Genomic DNA, 15802 nt, shown 5'->3' with positions numbered 1-15802 from the left:
GAGCTCTTGGCGCTCCGGGGCTAAGGCTATATCAGCCCGGCCATCTGTAGGCCGAACACGCCCAGGGTGATGGTGACGCTGGCCATCAGGGTGGTCAGGGCGATGATATTGGCGGTAAGCACGGCGTTGCCGCCCATGGCCTTGGCCATCACGAAGGCCGCCGCCGCGGTGGGGCTTGCGAAGAACAGGAACATCACCCCCAGCTCGCGTCCCTCGAAGCCGGCGAGCCAGGCCGTCGTGGTGGCAAGCACGGGGATCGTCACCATCTTCAGCATGCTGGCACCGGCCGCCAGGCCCCCCGAGCGGCGAATGGCTTCCAGCGAGAGGGTGGCACCGACACAGATCAGCGCCAGCGGCAGGGTCAGGGAGGCGAAGTACTCCCCCGAGGTGATCACCCAGCCGGGCAGACCCAGCCCCGACAGTGCCACCGGCATGGCCAGTACGACCGCCAGGATCAGCGGGTTGCGCACGATCTGCATCAGCATCTGACGCCAGTCGGTCGTGACCTCCTCCTGATGGGTGGCCAGGGCGATCACCGAGAAGGCGTTGTAGGTCAGGATCACCACACCCAGCAGCAGGCCGCCGGCGGAGAGACCGTAGTCGCCGTACATCCCCGCCGCCAGGGCCAGGCCGACGATGCCGCAGTTGCCGCGAAAGGCGCCCTGGATATAGCTGCCGCGGTCGGCCAGGGGGACGCGAAGCCGGGCCCAGCCCCAGGCGAGGAGGAAGCTGCCCAGGGTGGCCAGGGCAAACACCCCGAGCATCCGCGGGTTGAGGGTCGCCTCGAGGTCGGCGCGGATGATGCTCAGGAAGATCAGCGTGGGCAGGGTTGCCTTGAACACCAGCTGTGAGGCGGTGGTGACGAAGGCCGAATCGATCCAGCGGGCGCGCTTGAGTCCCAGGCCGATAAACACCATGGCGAAGACCGGCAGGGTGATCTCCAGGGTGGCCTGGAAGGTCGCCAGGGCCTCCATCACCGTAGCAGCCAGAAGCCGACCAGCATGGCGGCAAGCACGGTAGCGAAGAAGAGTCGATTGCGAAGGCGGGTATCACGGGGCTTGCGGGCGGTCACGGGAGCTCCTGGTAGATGGATGTCGACTTGGCGAAACATGGTAATCCCGTTAGCCTGCTACCGCCATCCGTGCCTGAACTGCCCCGTCACAGGAAAGAGACCATGTCCACCAACACCGACCGACCCACGTTGCTGTTCGCCCATGCCAATGGCTTCCCCGGGGCCTGCTACCACAGCTTCCTGGCGCCGTTGGGGGAGCGTTTCGACCTCCATCCCGTGGATCGCCTCGGCCACCATCCCGACTTTCCGGTGGGGCATAACTGGCAGGCACTGCGTGATGAGCTGCTGAACGTCGTGGCCCGGTTCGACGCCCCGGTGATCGGGGTGGGCCACTCCATGGGCGGCGTGCTGATGGCCATGGCCGCCGAGACGGCGCCGGAACGCTTTCGCAGTGTGGTGATGCTCGACCCGCCGCTGATGCTGGGTATCGACGCCTGGGGAATGAAGGCGGCCAAGTGGCTGGGACTGGTGGACCGGGTGACGCCGGCTGGCAAGAGCCTGGGCCGCCGCACCACCTGGCCGGACCGGGAGGCGATGCGCCACTACCTGCGCCGACGAGGCCTGTTTCGGCGGTTCACCGAGCAGGCCCTGGATGACTACGTCGAGGGTGGAACCCGACTGCTCGATGACGGCCGGGCTCTACTGACCTACGACCCCGATATCGAGGTGGAGATCTTCCGCCACCTGCCGGACCACCTGGGCGACCTGCCTCGGCGACTGCGGGTGCCCCACGCCATCCTGGCCGGCGAGGACTCCGACCTGCTGACGCCGCGCCGTCGACGCCGGCTGATCCGCCATGGGGTCAAGGTGCGGCTGGTGCCTGGCACCCATATGTTTCCCATGGAGCATCCTGTCGAGGTGCGCCATGGACTGCTTGCCGCGCTGGACGAGCTGCTGGGGGAGGCGTCATGACCTCGCCACGGATCCTGAGCCTGGCCGAAGGGCGCCTGGCAGGGCTGGCCTGGGGCGAGCCGGAGGCCCCGCCGTGGCTGGCCCTGCACGGCTGGCTGGACAATGCCGCCAGCTTCTCGCGCCTGGCTCCCGTGCTTGCCAGCCAGCTGGGCGTGCGCATCGTCGCCATCGACTTCGCCGGCCACGGTCACTCATGGCATACGCCCGGTGACTATGCCATCTGGGACTACTGCGACGATGTGCTCGATGCGGCAGATGCCCTGGGCGCCACGCGCCCGACCCTGTTGGCTCACTCCATGGGGGCCGGGGTGGCCTGTCTGCTGGCCGCCGCCCTGCCGGAACGGGTGGCGCGGCTGGCGCTGATCGATGGGCTCGGAGCGGTGACCACTGCGGCCGAGGAGGCCCCGCGGCAGCTGCGTCGAGGCCTGTTGGGACACCGTCGCTCGCCCTCGCGTCCGGCGCGCTATGCTGACGAAGAGGAGGCCGTGAACGCACGCGTCAAGGGGGGAGCCACACCGGTGAGTGCCGAGGCCATCCGTCCCGTGGTGCGCCGTAACCTAAAGGAGTGGGCGGACGGGCGGCTGGGGTGGCGAACCGACCCCCGCCTGGTGCGCCCCTCGCTGGTGCGGCTGACCCCCGATCAGGTGGTGGCCTGCCTGGCCGAGATCGCCTGCTCGACGCTGCTGATCGAAGGAGAGGAGGGCATCCTGGGCGAGACAGAGCGGGCGCGTTCGGCTCGTACGGCGCTGCCTGGGCTCGAGCGTCGAGTGTTGGCGGGTGGACACCACTTGCACCTGGAGCCCGAGGCGGTATCGGCGGTGGCCGAGACCATCGCTAGATGGGCGGTGAGCGGCAGGGAGCCGTAAGACAGATGAGGAGTCGCAGGGGTATGAACGACAGGTCGGCAGCCTCCGGTGAGACGAAACGCGTGGCACTGGTGCTGGGCAGTGGCGGGGCGCGCGGCTATGCCCATATCGGCGTGATCGAGGAGGTCGAGCGCCGCGGCTACGAAGTCGTGGCGGTCTCCGGCTGCTCCATGGGAGCGCTGGTCGGGGGGGTCTATGCCGCGGGGCAGTTGGCCGCCTATCGCGATTGGGTCTGTCGCCTCGACTACTTCGATGTGCTGCGGCTGGTGGATGTCTCCTGGAGTGCCATGGGCGCCATGAAGGCCAACAAGGTGATGAGCAAGCTGGAGAGCCTGGTGGGGGATACCCGCATCGAGGATCTGGCGATCCCGGTGACGACAGTGGCCACCGACTTGACCCATCAGCGCGAGGTGTGGTTTCAGAGTGGCCCGCTGCTCGAGGCGATCCGTGCCTCCATTGCCGTCCCCGGGGTGATCACGCCGGTGCATCGTGGCCAGCAGGTGCTGGTCGACGGGGGACTGCTCAACCCGCTGCCGATCACCCCCTCCGTCTCGGCGGCGGCGGACCTGGTACTGGCGGTGAACGTGACGGCCCACAGTCCGCGGCCGGTGACCCTGGAGGAGCTGCTTCCCCCCGAGGCCGCACGCCTGGAGCGCGAGGCCGCTGAAACGGCGTCGGGGAAGGAGTTCGGCGCCTGGATCGAGGAGGTGAAGCGTGCCGCCGGGCGCTGGATCGACGGTCGGCGGGGGGGCGCCAATGGCGCCGAGGGCGAGGAGGACGAGCAGAGCGATCAGAGTGAGGAGAGCAGCCGTCGCCGCCAGTGGGGGCGCCTGGACATGGCGCTGGCGTCCTTCGATATCACCCAGGCGGCGCTGGCCAAGTACAAGGTCGCGGGCTATCCACCGGATGTACTGATCGAGGTGCCCAAGACGGTATGTGGCGCCTATGAGTTTCATCGTGCCGAGGCGCTGATCACCCTGGGGCGCCAGCTGGCGGTGGAGGCCCTGGATCGCTACGAAGGCCGTAGCCATCCGAGCTGGGGGGGGCGTGGCATCATCGTCGGGCCACGTCTGCCGGGCGACACGCGGTCGTCCGAATAACCCTCAGCGTTCCCCCCGCCGGCGCAGCAGCACATAGACGGCGCCGGTGCCGCCTTCGGCCTCCACGGCCGAGCAGAACGCCAGCACCCCGGGCCATTCGCGCAGCCACGCATTGACGTGGCTCTTGAGCACCGGGTAGTTGCCGTCCGTGCCCCACGCCTTGCCATGCACCACCAGCAGGCAGCGGCGTCGCTCCACGGCAGCATCACGCAGGAACCCCTCCAGCTGCTCGCGGGCTTCTTCCAGGGTGTAGCCGTGCAGGTCGAGCCCCGCTTCCCAGGCCATCTCGCCGCGCTTGAGGCGGCTACGGGTACGCCATGGCAGGTCGGGAAGGGCGAAGTCGAGATATTCCGAGGGGCGCACCGCCTCCACGCGGCCATCCGAGGTTCGCCCGCTGGCGCTGTCGTCACCCGCCGACTGGGCGGCGGCTCGCCGCGCGGCGGCGGTGGCCTCTTCGCGGCGCGGGCGACCCGGGTCGGCGCGATTGCGCTTGATCGGCTTGACACCGGCCTGCTGCAGGGCCTGGCGGAAGGCGCTGATCTCGTCATCGTCCGGGCGGTGGCGGTTTTGGCTCATGGGGCAGGGCTCATGGGGCAGGGCTTATGGACAGTATCGGCTGGTTGGCGAGGGGGACCAGTATACCCGGCGTGGCGTGGCTGTGAACCGGCGGGCCGGGTTACAATCATTGACCCATTATTTCACGACGTTCAGGTGCCCCCTTGGCCGATCAGCACGCCCCGCGCGCGACCTCCACTCTGACGCTTACCGATGACCGGCTCGCCGCCGAGCTCCTGACCCTGCGCGACTGCCTGCGCTGGGCGGCCAGCGAGTTTCATCTGGCCGGGCTGTTTCATGGTCATGGCAGTGACTCGCCCTGGGACGAGGCGGTGGCCCTGACCCTGGGCGCGCTGCATCTGCCCTGGAGTGTCGACCCGGCGGTGCTCGACGCTCGCCTGCTGCCCATGGAGCGCAGTCGTATCGTCGCCCTGGTACGCGAACGCATCGTTCACCGGCGACCGCTGCCCTATCTGCTGGGTGAGGCGTGGTTCGCCGGCCTGCCCTTCGATGTCGACGAGCGGGTGCTGATCCCGCGCTCGCCCATCGCCGAACTGGTGGAGTCGGGCTTCGACGCCTGGTTCCCCGAGGAGCCGCCACACCGGGTGCTCGACCTGTGCGCCGGCTCCGGCTGTATCGGCATCGCCACGGCGCTGCATCTGCCCACCAGTGAGGTGGACCTCGCCGATATCAGCCAGGAGGCGCTGGCGGTGGCCCGGCAGAACATCAGCCGTCATGATGTCGGCGCCCGGGTGAGGGCAGTGGCATCGGATCTGTTCGATGCGCTTCCCGGTCGCTATGACCTGATCGTCTCCAATCCGCCCTATGTGGATGCCCGCGATCTGGCCATCATGCCCGCCGAGTTCCGCCACGAGCCTGCGCTGGCACTGGGGTCCGGTGCGGACGGCCTGGATATCACCAGGCGTATCCTGCGCGAGGCCCGCGACCATCTGACCGAGCACGGCGTGCTGATCGTCGAGGTGGGCAACTCCGATCACCATCTGGAGGAGGCCTTCCCCGAGGTGCCCTTCCTGTGGCTCGACTTCGAGCGCGGTGGCCAGGGGGTATTCGCCCTGACCGCCGATGAACTCGACGCCCATGCGGCGTCCTTCGCCTGATTCACCGACTTCCGATCACTCGAGGAACGCCCATGTCCGGCAATACCTTCGGCAAGCTGTTTACCGTCACCACCTTCGGCGAGAGCCATGGCCCGGCGCTGGGCGCCATCGTCGACGGTTGCCCGCCTGGCCTGCCGCTCAGCGAGGAGGACCTTCAGCGCGACCTGGATCGTCGCCGCCCCGGCACCTCGCGCCATACTACCCAGCGTCGCGAGCCCGATCGGGTGCGTATCCTCTCGGGAGTCTTCGAGGGGCAGACCACCGGTACCGCCATTGGCCTGCTGATCGAGAATACCGATCAGCGCTCCAAGGACTATTCGAAGATCAAGGACCAGTTCCGCCCGGCCCACGCCGACTACAGCTATCACCACAAGTACGGTATCCGTGACTACCGCGGAGGGGGGCGCTCCAGCGCCCGTGAGACCGCGATGCGTGTGGCCGCCGGGGCCATCGCCAAGAAGTACCTCGCGTCTCGGGGCATCACCGTGCGCGGCTACATGAGCCAGCTTGGTCCCATCGAGATCGCCTTCAGGAGCTGGGAGGCGGTCGAGGCCAACCCCTTCTTCTGTCCCGATGCCAGTCGTGTGGAGGAGCTCGAGGCCTACATGGACCAGCTGCGTCGCGACCAGGACTCGATAGGGGCGAAGATCACGGTGGTGGCCGAGGGGGTACCGCCGGGGCTCGGCGAGCCGGTGTTCGACCGGCTCGACGCCGAGCTGGCGCATGGCCTGATGAGCATCAATGCGGTGAAGGGAGTGGAGATCGGTGACGGCTTCGCCGCCGTGGCCAGTCGTGGCAGTGAGCACCGCGACGAGATGACCCCCGAAGGCTTTCTCTCCAACCATGCCGGCGGTGTGCTGGGCGGTATCTCCAGCGGACAGGCGATCATCGCGCACCTGGCGCTCAAACCGACCTCCAGCATCACCACCCCGGGGCGCAGCATCGATATACAGGGCAACCCGGTGGAGGTGATTACCAAGGGGCGCCATGACCCCTGTGTGGGCATTCGGGCCACGCCGATCGCCGAGGCGATGATGGCGCTTACCCTGATGGATCACCTGCTGCGTCAGCGTGGCCAGAACGCCGATGTCAGCGTCGAGACCCCGACACTGCGATGAGGGCGCGTTGACGGCCATCTCGTTGAGGGCAGGCCAGGGGAGGCTGCTACACTGCGAGGCAGACCAACGGACAGGGCTGACACCATGAAGATCAACGTCGAGTTTGACCTTACCCCCGATGAGTTCCGCCAGGCACTGGGGCTGCCGGATGTGGCGGCCTTCCAGAAGGATCTGCTGGATCGAATCCAGAAGCAGATGGAGTCCGGGGTGGAGGGCTATGACCCGATGAGCCTGATGCAGCCGTTCCTGCAGCAGACCGGCATGGGGCAGGGCATGACCCAGGGGCTGTCGCAGGGCTTGTCCCAGGGGCTCTCCCAGGGGCTATCCAGCTTCGGTACCTATCAGCAGATGATGCTCGACATGCTCAAGCAGGCCGGTCAGTCCGCCGCTCAGTCCGAGCCCGAGGAGGGGACGGACAGTCGTGCGACCAAGACCGGCAGCAAGAGCGAAGAGGCCGATGCGGGGTCCAGAAGTGCTTCCGCCAAGGCGAGCAGCGGCAACTCCTCAAGCCATGCCAAGTCCACCAAGGGGGCCGCGAGTGCCCGTTCACGAACCAAGCGCGACAGCTGATGCAAGCCGCCATGCCGATATAAGCCCCAGGTCTTGCTGCATCCCGACGTCATGGCCTTGCAACTTGGCCTTGTAACTTGGTCTTGCAACATGGTCTTGCAACACCGCTGGAGGCAGACTAGTCTTTGTGCAGTGCAGCATGGCCGGGCGAGCCACTCGCCTAGCACCACCCTTCGGGAGGATGTGTCATGCAGGACAAGATGATCGAGAACTTCAACGAGCAGACCCGCCAGCTCTTCGAGCCGATGCGCAAGCTCAACTCCCTGATGCTGAACAACATGGAGAAGCTCTCCCAGTATCAGATGGAATCATTGAAGCGCTACAGCCAGATGGGCACCGAGCGGATGCGGGATGCCAGCGAGGTTCAGGATGCCGACAGCCTGCGTGATTTCGGCACCCGCCAGGCCGAGATGATGAACGAGCTCTCTCAGCAGATGATGGCGGATGCCAAGGCGCTCTCCGAGATGAGCCTGGAGTTCAAGGCCGAGATGGAGGCGCTCTTTACCGAGCAGGCCAAGGCCATGGGCGAAGCTGCCAAGCAGACGTCCGCGGCGGACAGTGACGAGCCGGCCAAGGCGAAGTCCTCACGGGGTGGCTCCAGCAAGAGCTGAGACAGTGTTCAGGCGCTGTCACCCGGCGCAATTCGGCTCCTTGCGGGGTCGCTGACCAATCCGCCGCCCCTTTGCGAGGATGGCGGAGCATCTTATCTGATGTCGGCATGACATGGTCGACGGACCAGGAGGGTTCAATGCAGCCAGGGGTTCAAGCACCGACACAGGCCGAGCTGGAGGCGTGGAATGCCCAGCTTCAGCAGATCGGCGAGGAGTATCGGCATTTGATGGGCGATCTGCTGGAGCGCATGGTGCCCAGCGATGCCGCCGATTCGGTCTATGGGGATATGCGGGAGAGCTTCCAGGCGGCGGCCGAGTCGCTGATGAGCAATCCGCCCCAGCTCTGGCAGACCCAGGCGCGACTGATGCAGGATCAGGTCCAGTTGTGGCAGAACGGGCTGCGGGCCATGACAGGTGAGCAGGTCGAGCCGCTGGTAACGCCGAGCAAGGGCGATCGTCGGTTCAAGGATGAGGCCTGGACCAGCGACCCCTACTATCTGGCGATCATGCAGCAGTATCTGCTCTTCTCGCGCCTGGTCGAGGAGCTGATCGATGGCCTGGAGCTGCCCGCCGAGCAGAAGAGCCGGCTGGGGTTCTATGCCCGCCAGATGGTCAATGCCATGTCGCCCACCAACTTCGTTGCCACCAATCCCGAGGTGATGCGCAAGACATTGGAGACCCGGGGCCAGAATCTGGTCGATGGCCTGGCTCGCCTGCGCCAGGACCTGAGCAACTCCGCCGAGGGGCTCAATGTCTCCATGACCGATCGCAGCGCCTTCGAGGTGGGCAGGAATATCGCCGTGACGCCCGGTTCGGTGGTCTATGAGAACGAGCTGATCCAGCTGATCCAGTACGCCCCCACCACCGAGCAGGTCTACAAGACGCCGCTGCTGGTCGTTCCGCCCTGGATCAACAAGTACTACATCCTCGATCTGCGCGAGGACAACTCCCTCGTCAAGTGGCTGGTCGGTCAGGGGCACAGTGTCTTCCTGATCTCCTGGCGCAACCCGGGCCCGGCCCAGCGCGACCTGACCTGGGCCGACTACATGCAGCTGGGCCCCATCGCCGCCATCGAGGCGATCGAGCAGGCCACCGGCGAGAAGTCGGTCAACCTGCTCAGCTACTGTGTCGGCGGCACCCTGGCGGCCTCCACCGTGGCCTATCTCACCAGCACTCGCCGTGGGCGTCGGGTCAAGTCGGCTACCTACATGACGACGCTGCAGGACTTCCGTGACCCGGGCGAGATCGGCACCTTCCTCAGCGAGCCGGTGCTTGAGGGCATCGAGGCGAAGATGGAGCGTGACGGCTATCTGGATGGTCGTGTGATGGCCTTCAGCTTCAACCTGCTGCGCGAGAACGACCTGTTCTGGTCCTTCTACATCAGCAACTACCTGAAGGGCGATGTGCCGGCCCCCTTCGACCTGCTCTACTGGAACACCGACGGCACCAATCTGCCGGCGGCAACCCATGGCTGGTACCTGCGCCATATGTATATGGAGAACAAGCTGGTCGAGCCCGGTGGCATCGAACTCGACGGGGTCAAGATCGACCTGCGCAAGATCTCCACGCCCAGCTACTTCCTCTCGACCCGGGAGGACCATATCGCCAAGTGGAACAGTACCTACTATGGGGCGCTGCTGCCCAAGGGACCGGTGACCTTTGTGCTGGGTGGGTCGGGGCATATCGCCGGGGTGGTCAACCCGCCGCACAAGAACAAGTACGGCTACTGGACCAACGATTCGTTGCCCGAGACCCACGAGGAGTGGCTGGCCGGGGCCCAGCAGCACGAGGGCTCCTGGTGGCCCCACTGGCAGGCGTGGATGACCGACAATGGCTATGTCGATGCCGAGAAGATGGTGGCGGCACGCCAGCCCGGTGATGGCGAGCTCTCCATCATCGAGCCGGCGCCGGGGCGCTATGTCAAAATGACCATTCCCGAGGTGCTGGGCGAAATCCCGACTCCGTCGGAAGCCTGAAGCCGTAAGCTATAAGTAGAAGGCTATAACTAAAAGTAGAAGCGCCCAGTCGATGAATCGGCTGGGCGCTTCTTGGTTTTTGCTGCCGTTTTTGTGCAGCGTCCGGTTTATCGCTTGCGGCGCAGCCGAAGCCCCGGCAGCACCATCAGGGCGGCGAGCAGCCAGGTGGGCCAGCTGCCGGTGCGGGTGAAGGGGGTAAGCCCCTGCATGGGGATCGCCTCGCCGCCAAGGCTGGTCATCTCGAACTGGGGAGCCCGGGTGGTGATGCGCCCTTGGGCGTCAATGATGGCGGTGACGCCATTGCTGGTGGCACGAATCACGTAGCGGCCGTTCTCCAGGGCGCGTAGCCGGGCCATCTGCAGATGCTGCAGGGGGCCGATGGAGCGGCCGAACCAGGTGTCATTGGAGACCGTCAGCAGCAGCGCCGCCTGGCGCGCCTGGGCGGCGACACGATCCGGGTAGATGATCTCGTAGCAGATGGCGTTGCCGATGGTGGTGCCGGCGGCTCTGAGCGGCGCCTGGCCTTCCGGCCCGGGCGTCATGGCCGGCATCGGCAGATTGAAGAAGGCGATGGTATCGGCAAGCAGGCTCTCCAGGGGGAGGTATTCGCCGAAGGGCACCAGATGCGTCTTGCGGTACTCCCCCTCGACATCACCCAGGCCGATCACGCTGTTGTAGTAGAGTCCGGCGTCGTCACGCTGCAGGATGCCGGTGAGCAGGGCGGTGCCGGGGGCGAGATTGGACTGCACCCGCTCGAGGATGGGTCGCGCTTCGCGTTCGAACATCGGCAGGGCCGCCTCGGGCCAGATGATCAGGTCTGGGGCGTCGTCGCTGTGTGCTCGGGTCAGCGCGCTGTAGCGATTGGCGGCCTCGCGCTGGCCGGCTGGGGTCCACTTGATGGCCTGGTCGAGGTTGCCCTGCAGCAGCGCCACGCGTAGCGGTTCACCGGCGGGGTTCGTCCACTGGGCGGGCAGCGCCATGGGGGCGAGCCACAGGGCGGCGACAGGGAGCGCGGCCCACCATCGCCGCCGGAGCAACTCGACGCCGAGGCTGCCGGTCAGCGCGGTGATCAGGGAGAGCAGGTAGACCCCGCCTACCGGGGCCCAGGGGGCGAGGGGCGAGTCCACCTGCGAGGTCCCCAGCAGCAGCCAGGGAAAGCCGGTGAACAGCCAGGTGCGCAGCCACTCGCCCAGGACCCAGGCGCCGGCAAAGCTGAGCCAGGCCAGGCGTGGGCCGGTAAGGCGGCGATAGAGCCACAGGGTCACGGCGGGGAAGAGCGCCAGCCCCGCGACGAACAGCACGGTGAGGAGCAGGGCCAGCGGGATGCCGGTATAGCCATAGTCGTGGATCGATACATAGACCCAGGAGGCGCCGGAGCCGAACAGCCCGAGACCATAGCACCAGCCGCGCAGGGCGGCCTGGCCGGGTGTCAGGGCGTGGATACCCAGGTAGATAAGCCCCGCGGCTACCGGGCCCAGCCACCACAGTTCGAAGGGTGAGGCAGTAAGCGTGGTAAGAACACCGGCCGCGGCTGCCAGCAGGCAGCCGAGGGGTGCGGGCAGGCGAAACACAGACATCTTGGCCCTCCGTGGCAGGCGCGTCAGTCGTCGTCGAGAACGTCGTCGGAGTTGCTGGGTTCGACTTCCAGTAGTCGGATGCGGCGGTTGTCGGCATTCAGCACCGTGAAGCGCCAGCCGCGGATGACGGTATGCTCGCCGCGTGCCGGCAGGTGGCCGAAACGCTGCATTACCAGGCCGCCGAGGGTGTCGAACTCCTCGTCGGAGAAGTGTGTCTCGAAGCGCTCGTTGAAGTCCTCGATGGGAGTCAGGGCGCGGATGGCGTAGCGCCCCTCGCCCAGGTCGCGAATATCCTCGTCGTCGTCGGCGTCATGCTCGTCCTCGATCTCCCCGACGATCTCCTCGAGGATATCCTCGATGGTGACGATGCCGGCGGTGCCGCCGTACTCATCGACCACGATCGCCATATGGTTGTGCGTGTTCTGGAACTCCTTGAGCAGGCTATTGAGACGCTTGGACTCCGGCACGAACAGCGTGGGTCGCACCACCTCCTCGAGACGGAGGGGCCTGCCGTTCTCCTGGCCGTTGCGCAGCAGCGGCAGCAGGTCCTTGGCCAGCAGGATCCCCTTGACCTCATCGAGGTTCTCGCCGATGACCGGGTAGCGGGAGTGGCCGGTCTCGAGGATTACCGGCAGGTACTCATCCAGCGGCTGGTCGATGGCGATGGCCGTGACCTGGGAGCGCGGGATAAGCACCTCGCGAACCTGCTGGTCGCTGATCTTCAGCGCCCCCTCGATGATCATCATGGCGTCCTGCTCGAGTTTCAGGCGGCCTGCCGCCTGGCGCAGGAACTCCAGTAGCTCGTCCCGCGAGCTGGGTTCGTCACTGTCGCTGGAGAGCGCCCCCAGCAGTTTCTCGATCCAGGAACGGTTGCCCTGGCCACTCGATCGATCTTCGCTCATGAATCGGCTCTCTCATCCTCGGGTGCGGTCCGATAAGGGTCGGTGATGCCAAGCTCGGCCAGGATCTCGCGCTCCAGGGCCTCCATGGCCTCGGCCTCGTCATCCTCCAGATGATCGTAGCCGAGCAGGTGTAGCGTACCGTGAACCACCATATGAGCGTAGTGATCGTGTAGTGCCTTGTCCTGCTCGGCGGCCTCGGCCACCACCACGGGATGGCAGACCACCAGGTCGCCGAGCAGCGGCAGGGTCACGCCGGGCGGGTTCTCGAAGGGGAAGGAGAGCACATTGGTGGGCTTGTCGCGGCCGCGGTAGTCGCGGTTCAGCGTCTGGCTCTCCGTCGCGTCCACCAGGCGCACGCTGAGCTCGCTGTCGTCCTCCACCACATGGCGCGACAGTACCGCCCCCACCCAGGCCTCCAGCTCGGCCTGGCTCGGCAGGCCCTCGGCCTCGAGGGCGACCTGGCGATCGACCCGGGGAGACGTCATGACTCGCCTCGCTCGCGGCCGAGGCGCTCCTGACGCTCCTGACGCAGGGTCTCGCGCTCCTGTTCCCGAGCCTCCTTGCGGGCCCGCTCGGCGGCCTCCTGCTCGGCCTCGAAGCTATCGTAGGCCTCGATGATGCGCTGCACCAGGGGGTGGCGAACCACATCCTTGGCGGCGAAGTGGGTCACGCCGATGCCGGATGTTCCCTTGAGCACCTCGAGGACCTGAATCAGCCCCGAGCTCTGGCCGCGGGGCAGGTCGACCTGGGTGACATCGCCGGTAATCACCGCGGTGGAGCCGAAGCCGATACGGGTCAGGAACATCTTCATCTGTTCGCGGGTGGTGTTCTGGCTCTCGTCGAGGATGATGAAGGCGTTGTTGAGGGTGCGCCCGCGCATATAGGCCAGCGGGGCGATCTCGATCACCTGGCGCTCGATCAGCTTGGCCACCTGCTCGAAGCCGATCATCTCGTAGAGGGCGTCGTAGAGCGGGCGCAGGTAGGGGTCGATCTTCTGGGCCAGGTCGCCGGGGAGGAAGCCGAGCTTCTCGCCGGCTTCCACCGCCGGGCGTACCAGCAGGATGCGGCGCACCTCCTGCTGGTTCAGGGCCTCCACCGCTGCGGCGACCGCCAGGTAGGTCTTGCCGGTACCCGCCGGGCCGATGCCGAAGTTGATGTCGTGGGAGCGGATGCTCTGCACATAGCCCTGCTGATTGAGGCCGCGTGGCTTGATCAGGGTGCGCGGCGTGCGGATCAGCACCTCGGCGCCATCGGCATCGCCCTCCTCCTCCTCGAGCGCCTGCTGACCGGACTCCTGCAGGAAGAGGTGCACGGTATCCGGCTCCAGGTCACTGGCCTCGGTCTCGCGGTAGAGGTGTTCGAGCACGTTGGCGGCGGCCTTGACCCGGTGGATGGGCCCGGCCAGCTGGAAGATGTTGCCGCGGTTGCGCAGGGTGATGCCCAGACGGGACTCCACCAGCTTGAGGTTCTCGTCGCGCTGGCCACAGAGATTGGCCAGGCGGCGCGGGTCGTTGGGTTCGAGGGTCAGAGTGATGATGCGGTTGGCCTGGGAGGCTGTCTGGCTCAAGGCGGGCGGATCCCCTGGAAGATGAGTGTGGCGTCAGCATACTGCCGCGGCGGCCGCCGCGGCAATCATTGGTCGAGCAGAGGCGTCGATTCTCAGTAGATCGCCGGGGAGACGAGCTCGCCACGCAGCGAGTTGGGCAATGCCTCGCTGATCTCGACGTCGACGAAGTAGCCGATCAGCTCGGTGGGATTGGGGGCACGGAAGTTGACCACCCGGTTGTTCTCGGTCCGGCCGGAGAGCTGTCCCGGGTCGCGTGGCGCGAAGCCGGTGACCAGGATGCGCTGGGTGGTGCCCACCATGCGCCGGCTGATCTGCATGGCCTGCTGGTTGATGCGCTCCTGAAGGATCGCCAGGCGCTGCTTCTTGACGCTCTCGGGGGTGTCATCCTCGAGGCTGGCCGCCGGCGTGCCGGGGCGTGCCGAGTAGACGAAGCTGAAGGAGTGGTCGAAGCCGATGCGATGAATCAGGTTCATGGTGGCCTCGAAGTCTGCCTCCGTCTCGCCCGGGAAGCCGATGATGAAGTCCGAGGAGAAGCTGATGTCGGGGCGTAGCGCGCGAATGCGCTCCAGTTTCTCGACATACTCCTCGACGCCATGGCCGCGCTTCATGGCGGCGAGCACGCGGTCGGAGCCGGCCTGTACCGGCAGGTGCAGATGGCTGACCAGCTCCGGAATCTCGCCATAGGCCTCGATCAGGCTGTCGGAGAACTCCACCGGATGGGAGGTGGTGAAGCGAATGCGATCGATGCCTTCAACGGCCGCCACGCAACCGATCAGCTCGGCCAGGTCGATCTCGTCACCCAGCTGGTTCAGGCCACGGTAGGCGTTGACGTTCTGTCCCAGCAGGTTGATCTCGCGCACGCCCTGGTCGGCCAGGTGAATGACCTCGTCCATCACCGCCTCGAAGGGCCGCGAGACCTCCTCGCCCCGGGTGTAGGGCACCACGCAGAAGGTGCAGTACTTGGAGCAGCCCTCCATGACCGAGACGAAGGCGGTGGCGCCGTCGGAGCTGGGCTTGGGCAGGTGATCGAACTTCTCGATCTCCGGGAAGGTCACGTCGACGACCGAGATCTGGTCCTGCTGGCGCGAGTCGAGCATGGAGGGGACCCGGTGCAGGGTCTGGGGCCCGAACACCATATCGACATGGGGCGCGCGCTTGCGCAGCGCCTCGCCTTCCTGACTCGCCACGCAGCCGCCCACGCCGATCACTAGGTCGGGGTTGTTCTCCTTGAGCTTCTTCCAGCGTCCCAGCTGATGGAACACCTTCTCCTGGGCCTTTTCGCGGATCGAGCAGGTGTTGAGCAGGATGACATCCGCCTCCTGCTCGTCGTCGGTGAGTTCGAGACGGTGAGATTCGCCGAGCAGATCCGCCATGCGGGCGGAATCGTACTCGTTCATCTGGCAGCCGTGTGTCTTGATGAAGAGTTTCTTCGCCATAAGAGTAGGGGTCGTGGCGCCAGGCGCCCGACGTCTGTCACCGGTGGGTTCTGGGGTGCGCGGCGCTCACGGCTCAAGTTCGCCGGAGGCACGGCAATGGATGGCGGTGGCCGCCTGGGCCATCGTTTAAAACAGCCCTATATTATACGTGCCGTGATCGCCTGGAGCCAGCCCGATGCCAGGTGGCACAGGGCTGTTGCAGATAGCTCGACAGCTCGGTAGCCCGGGGCTGATCTGGCGACAAGCCTGCGAGGAGGCGCTGTGAACCCTTCCCTGGGCGCTACCGACGCCATCCCTGGCGTAGGACCTTGTGTCTCTCCAGTGAGGGGTGATTAGCTACCACCGCTCACAGCCTGGGTGTATCCCGACTTGGACCGAATGGCCACGAGCCTGTAGAGGAGATAGGTCACCCAGGCTTTCAT

General features: G+C 66.2%; 15 protein-coding genes. 8 read left to right on the top strand and 7 right to left on the bottom strand.

Annotation, left to right across the window (positions count from 1 at the left end):
* Positions 1-26: 26 nt before the first annotated feature.
* Positions 27-974, bottom strand: a complete 948-nt coding sequence (locus IOC61_RS02370; RefSeq protein WP_195687311.1) for an AEC family transporter — start codon at positions 972-974, stop codon at positions 27-29.
* Positions 975-1174: 200 nt separating this feature from the next.
* On the opposite strand from IOC61_RS02370, the gene IOC61_RS02365 reads away from it, so the two are divergent.
* Genes IOC61_RS02365 through IOC61_RS02355 form a run of 3 tightly spaced genes read left to right on the top strand, consistent with a single transcriptional unit; the run spans position 1175 to position 3950 of the window.
* Positions 1175-1984, top strand: a complete 810-nt coding sequence (locus IOC61_RS02365; protein ID WP_195687288.1) for an alpha/beta fold hydrolase — start codon at positions 1175-1177, stop codon at positions 1982-1984.
* Positions 1981-2850: an alpha/beta fold hydrolase gene (locus IOC61_RS02360; RefSeq protein WP_195687287.1), complete on the top strand. Its 870-nt coding sequence runs from the start codon at positions 1981-1983 to the stop codon at positions 2848-2850. The genes IOC61_RS02365 and IOC61_RS02360 overlap by 4 nt, the downstream gene beginning before the upstream one ends.
* Before the next feature lie 23 nt (positions 2851-2873).
* On the top strand, positions 2874-3950 hold the full coding sequence (locus IOC61_RS02355; RefSeq protein WP_195687286.1) for a patatin-like phospholipase family protein: 1077 nt from the start codon (positions 2874-2876) through the stop codon (positions 3948-3950).
* 3 nt (positions 3951-3953) lie between these two features.
* Here the strand turns inward: IOC61_RS02355 and IOC61_RS02350 are convergent, their stop codons facing one another.
* Positions 3954-4526, bottom strand: a complete 573-nt coding sequence (locus IOC61_RS02350) for a Smr/MutS family protein (RefSeq protein WP_195687285.1) — start codon at positions 4524-4526, stop codon at positions 3954-3956.
* Positions 4527-4669: 143 nt separating this feature from the next.
* Between IOC61_RS02350 and prmB the strand changes: the two genes are divergently transcribed.
* The 5 genes from prmB to phaC all read left to right on the top strand — a co-directional run bounded on the left by prmB (position 4670) and on the right by phaC (position 9898).
* Positions 4670-5623 (top strand): 50S ribosomal protein L3 N(5)-glutamine methyltransferase, encoded by a 954-nt coding sequence (gene prmB / locus IOC61_RS02345; RefSeq protein WP_195687284.1) that lies wholly within the window; start codon positions 4670-4672, stop codon positions 5621-5623.
* Positions 5624-5655: 32 nt separating this feature from the next.
* Entirely contained in the window at positions 5656-6741 is a 1086-nt protein-coding gene (gene aroC, locus IOC61_RS02340; RefSeq protein ID WP_195687283.1) for a chorismate synthase, read from the top strand.
* Between the two features lie 84 nt (positions 6742-6825).
* On the top strand, positions 6826-7311 hold the full coding sequence (locus IOC61_RS02335) for a hypothetical protein (protein WP_195687282.1): 486 nt from the start codon (positions 6826-6828) through the stop codon (positions 7309-7311).
* A 188-nt stretch (positions 7312-7499) separates the two neighbouring features.
* The gene (locus tag IOC61_RS02330; RefSeq protein ID WP_195687281.1) at positions 7500-7922 is read left to right on the top strand and encodes a phasin family protein; all 423 of its coding nucleotides are present in this window, start codon (positions 7500-7502) and stop codon (positions 7920-7922) included.
* 137 nt (positions 7923-8059) lie between these two features.
* Positions 8060-9898 carry a class I poly(R)-hydroxyalkanoic acid synthase gene (gene phaC / locus IOC61_RS02325; RefSeq protein ID WP_195687280.1) on the top strand — a complete coding sequence of 613 codons (1839 nt, stop codon included), beginning with the start codon at positions 8060-8062 and terminating at the stop codon, positions 9896-9898.
* Between the two features lie 107 nt (positions 9899-10005).
* Here phaC and lnt read toward each other — a convergent pair whose 3' ends face one another.
* From lnt to miaB, 5 genes are all read right to left on the bottom strand, one after another.
* Positions 10006-11475 (bottom strand): apolipoprotein N-acyltransferase, encoded by a 1470-nt coding sequence (gene lnt / locus IOC61_RS02320; RefSeq protein ID WP_195687279.1) that lies wholly within the window; start codon positions 11473-11475, stop codon positions 10006-10008.
* A 23-nt stretch (positions 11476-11498) separates the two neighbouring features.
* Positions 11499-12377: an HlyC/CorC family transporter gene (locus IOC61_RS02315; protein ID WP_195687278.1), complete on the bottom strand. Its 879-nt coding sequence runs from the start codon at positions 12375-12377 to the stop codon at positions 11499-11501.
* Positions 12374-12862: an rRNA maturation RNase YbeY gene (gene ybeY / locus IOC61_RS02310; protein WP_195687277.1), complete on the bottom strand. Its 489-nt coding sequence runs from the start codon at positions 12860-12862 to the stop codon at positions 12374-12376. The genes IOC61_RS02315 and ybeY overlap by 4 nt, the downstream gene beginning before the upstream one ends.
* Complete coding sequence (locus tag IOC61_RS02305) at positions 12859-13944, bottom strand: PhoH family protein (RefSeq protein WP_195687276.1); 1086 nt, start codon at positions 13942-13944, stop codon at positions 12859-12861. Before IOC61_RS02305 ends, ybeY begins: the two co-directional genes overlap by 4 nt.
* A gap of 92 nt (positions 13945-14036) precedes the next feature.
* Positions 14037-15380, bottom strand: coding sequence for a tRNA (N6-isopentenyl adenosine(37)-C2)-methylthiotransferase MiaB (gene miaB / locus IOC61_RS02300; protein WP_195687275.1), 1344 nt, complete (start codon positions 15378-15380; stop codon positions 14037-14039).
* Positions 15381-15802 lie beyond the last annotated feature (422 nt).

The sequence above is a fragment of the Halomonas sp. KAO genome, from assembly GCF_015595025.1.
In the GTDB taxonomy this organism is placed as follows: Bacteria; Pseudomonadota; Gammaproteobacteria; order Pseudomonadales; family Halomonadaceae; genus Halomonas.
The sequence above is the reverse complement of the archived record's forward strand: the minus strand, read 5'-3'. Positions and strand labels throughout refer to the sequence as shown.

Coding starts and splice junctions, on each gene's coding strand:
- IOC61_RS02370 (WP_195687311.1), bottom strand. CDS start 974: ATGGAGGCCCTGGCGACCTTCCAGGCCACCCTGGAGATCACCCTGCCG.
- IOC61_RS02365 (WP_195687288.1), top strand. CDS start 1,175: ATGTCCACCAACACCGACCGACCCACGTTGCTGTTCGCCCATGCCAAT.
- IOC61_RS02360 (WP_195687287.1), top strand. CDS start 1,981: ATGACCTCGCCACGGATCCTGAGCCTGGCCGAAGGGCGCCTGGCAGGG.
- IOC61_RS02355 (WP_195687286.1), top strand. CDS start 2,874: ATGAACGACAGGTCGGCAGCCTCCGGTGAGACGAAACGCGTGGCACTG.
- IOC61_RS02350 (WP_195687285.1), bottom strand. CDS start 4,526: ATGAGCCAAAACCGCCACCGCCCGGACGATGACGAGATCAGCGCCTTC.
- aroC (WP_195687283.1), top strand. CDS start 5,656: ATGTCCGGCAATACCTTCGGCAAGCTGTTTACCGTCACCACCTTCGGC.
- IOC61_RS02335 (WP_195687282.1), top strand. CDS start 6,826: ATGAAGATCAACGTCGAGTTTGACCTTACCCCCGATGAGTTCCGCCAG.
- IOC61_RS02330 (WP_195687281.1), top strand. CDS start 7,500: ATGCAGGACAAGATGATCGAGAACTTCAACGAGCAGACCCGCCAGCTC.
- phaC (WP_195687280.1), top strand. CDS start 8,060: ATGCAGCCAGGGGTTCAAGCACCGACACAGGCCGAGCTGGAGGCGTGG.
- lnt (WP_195687279.1), bottom strand. CDS start 11,475: ATGTCTGTGTTTCGCCTGCCCGCACCCCTCGGCTGCCTGCTGGCAGCC.
- IOC61_RS02315 (WP_195687278.1), bottom strand. CDS start 12,377: ATGAGCGAAGATCGATCGAGTGGCCAGGGCAACCGTTCCTGGATCGAG.
- ybeY (WP_195687277.1), bottom strand. CDS start 12,862: ATGACGTCTCCCCGGGTCGATCGCCAGGTCGCCCTCGAGGCCGAGGGC.
- miaB (WP_195687275.1), bottom strand. CDS start 15,380: ATGGCGAAGAAACTCTTCATCAAGACACACGGCTGCCAGATGAACGAG.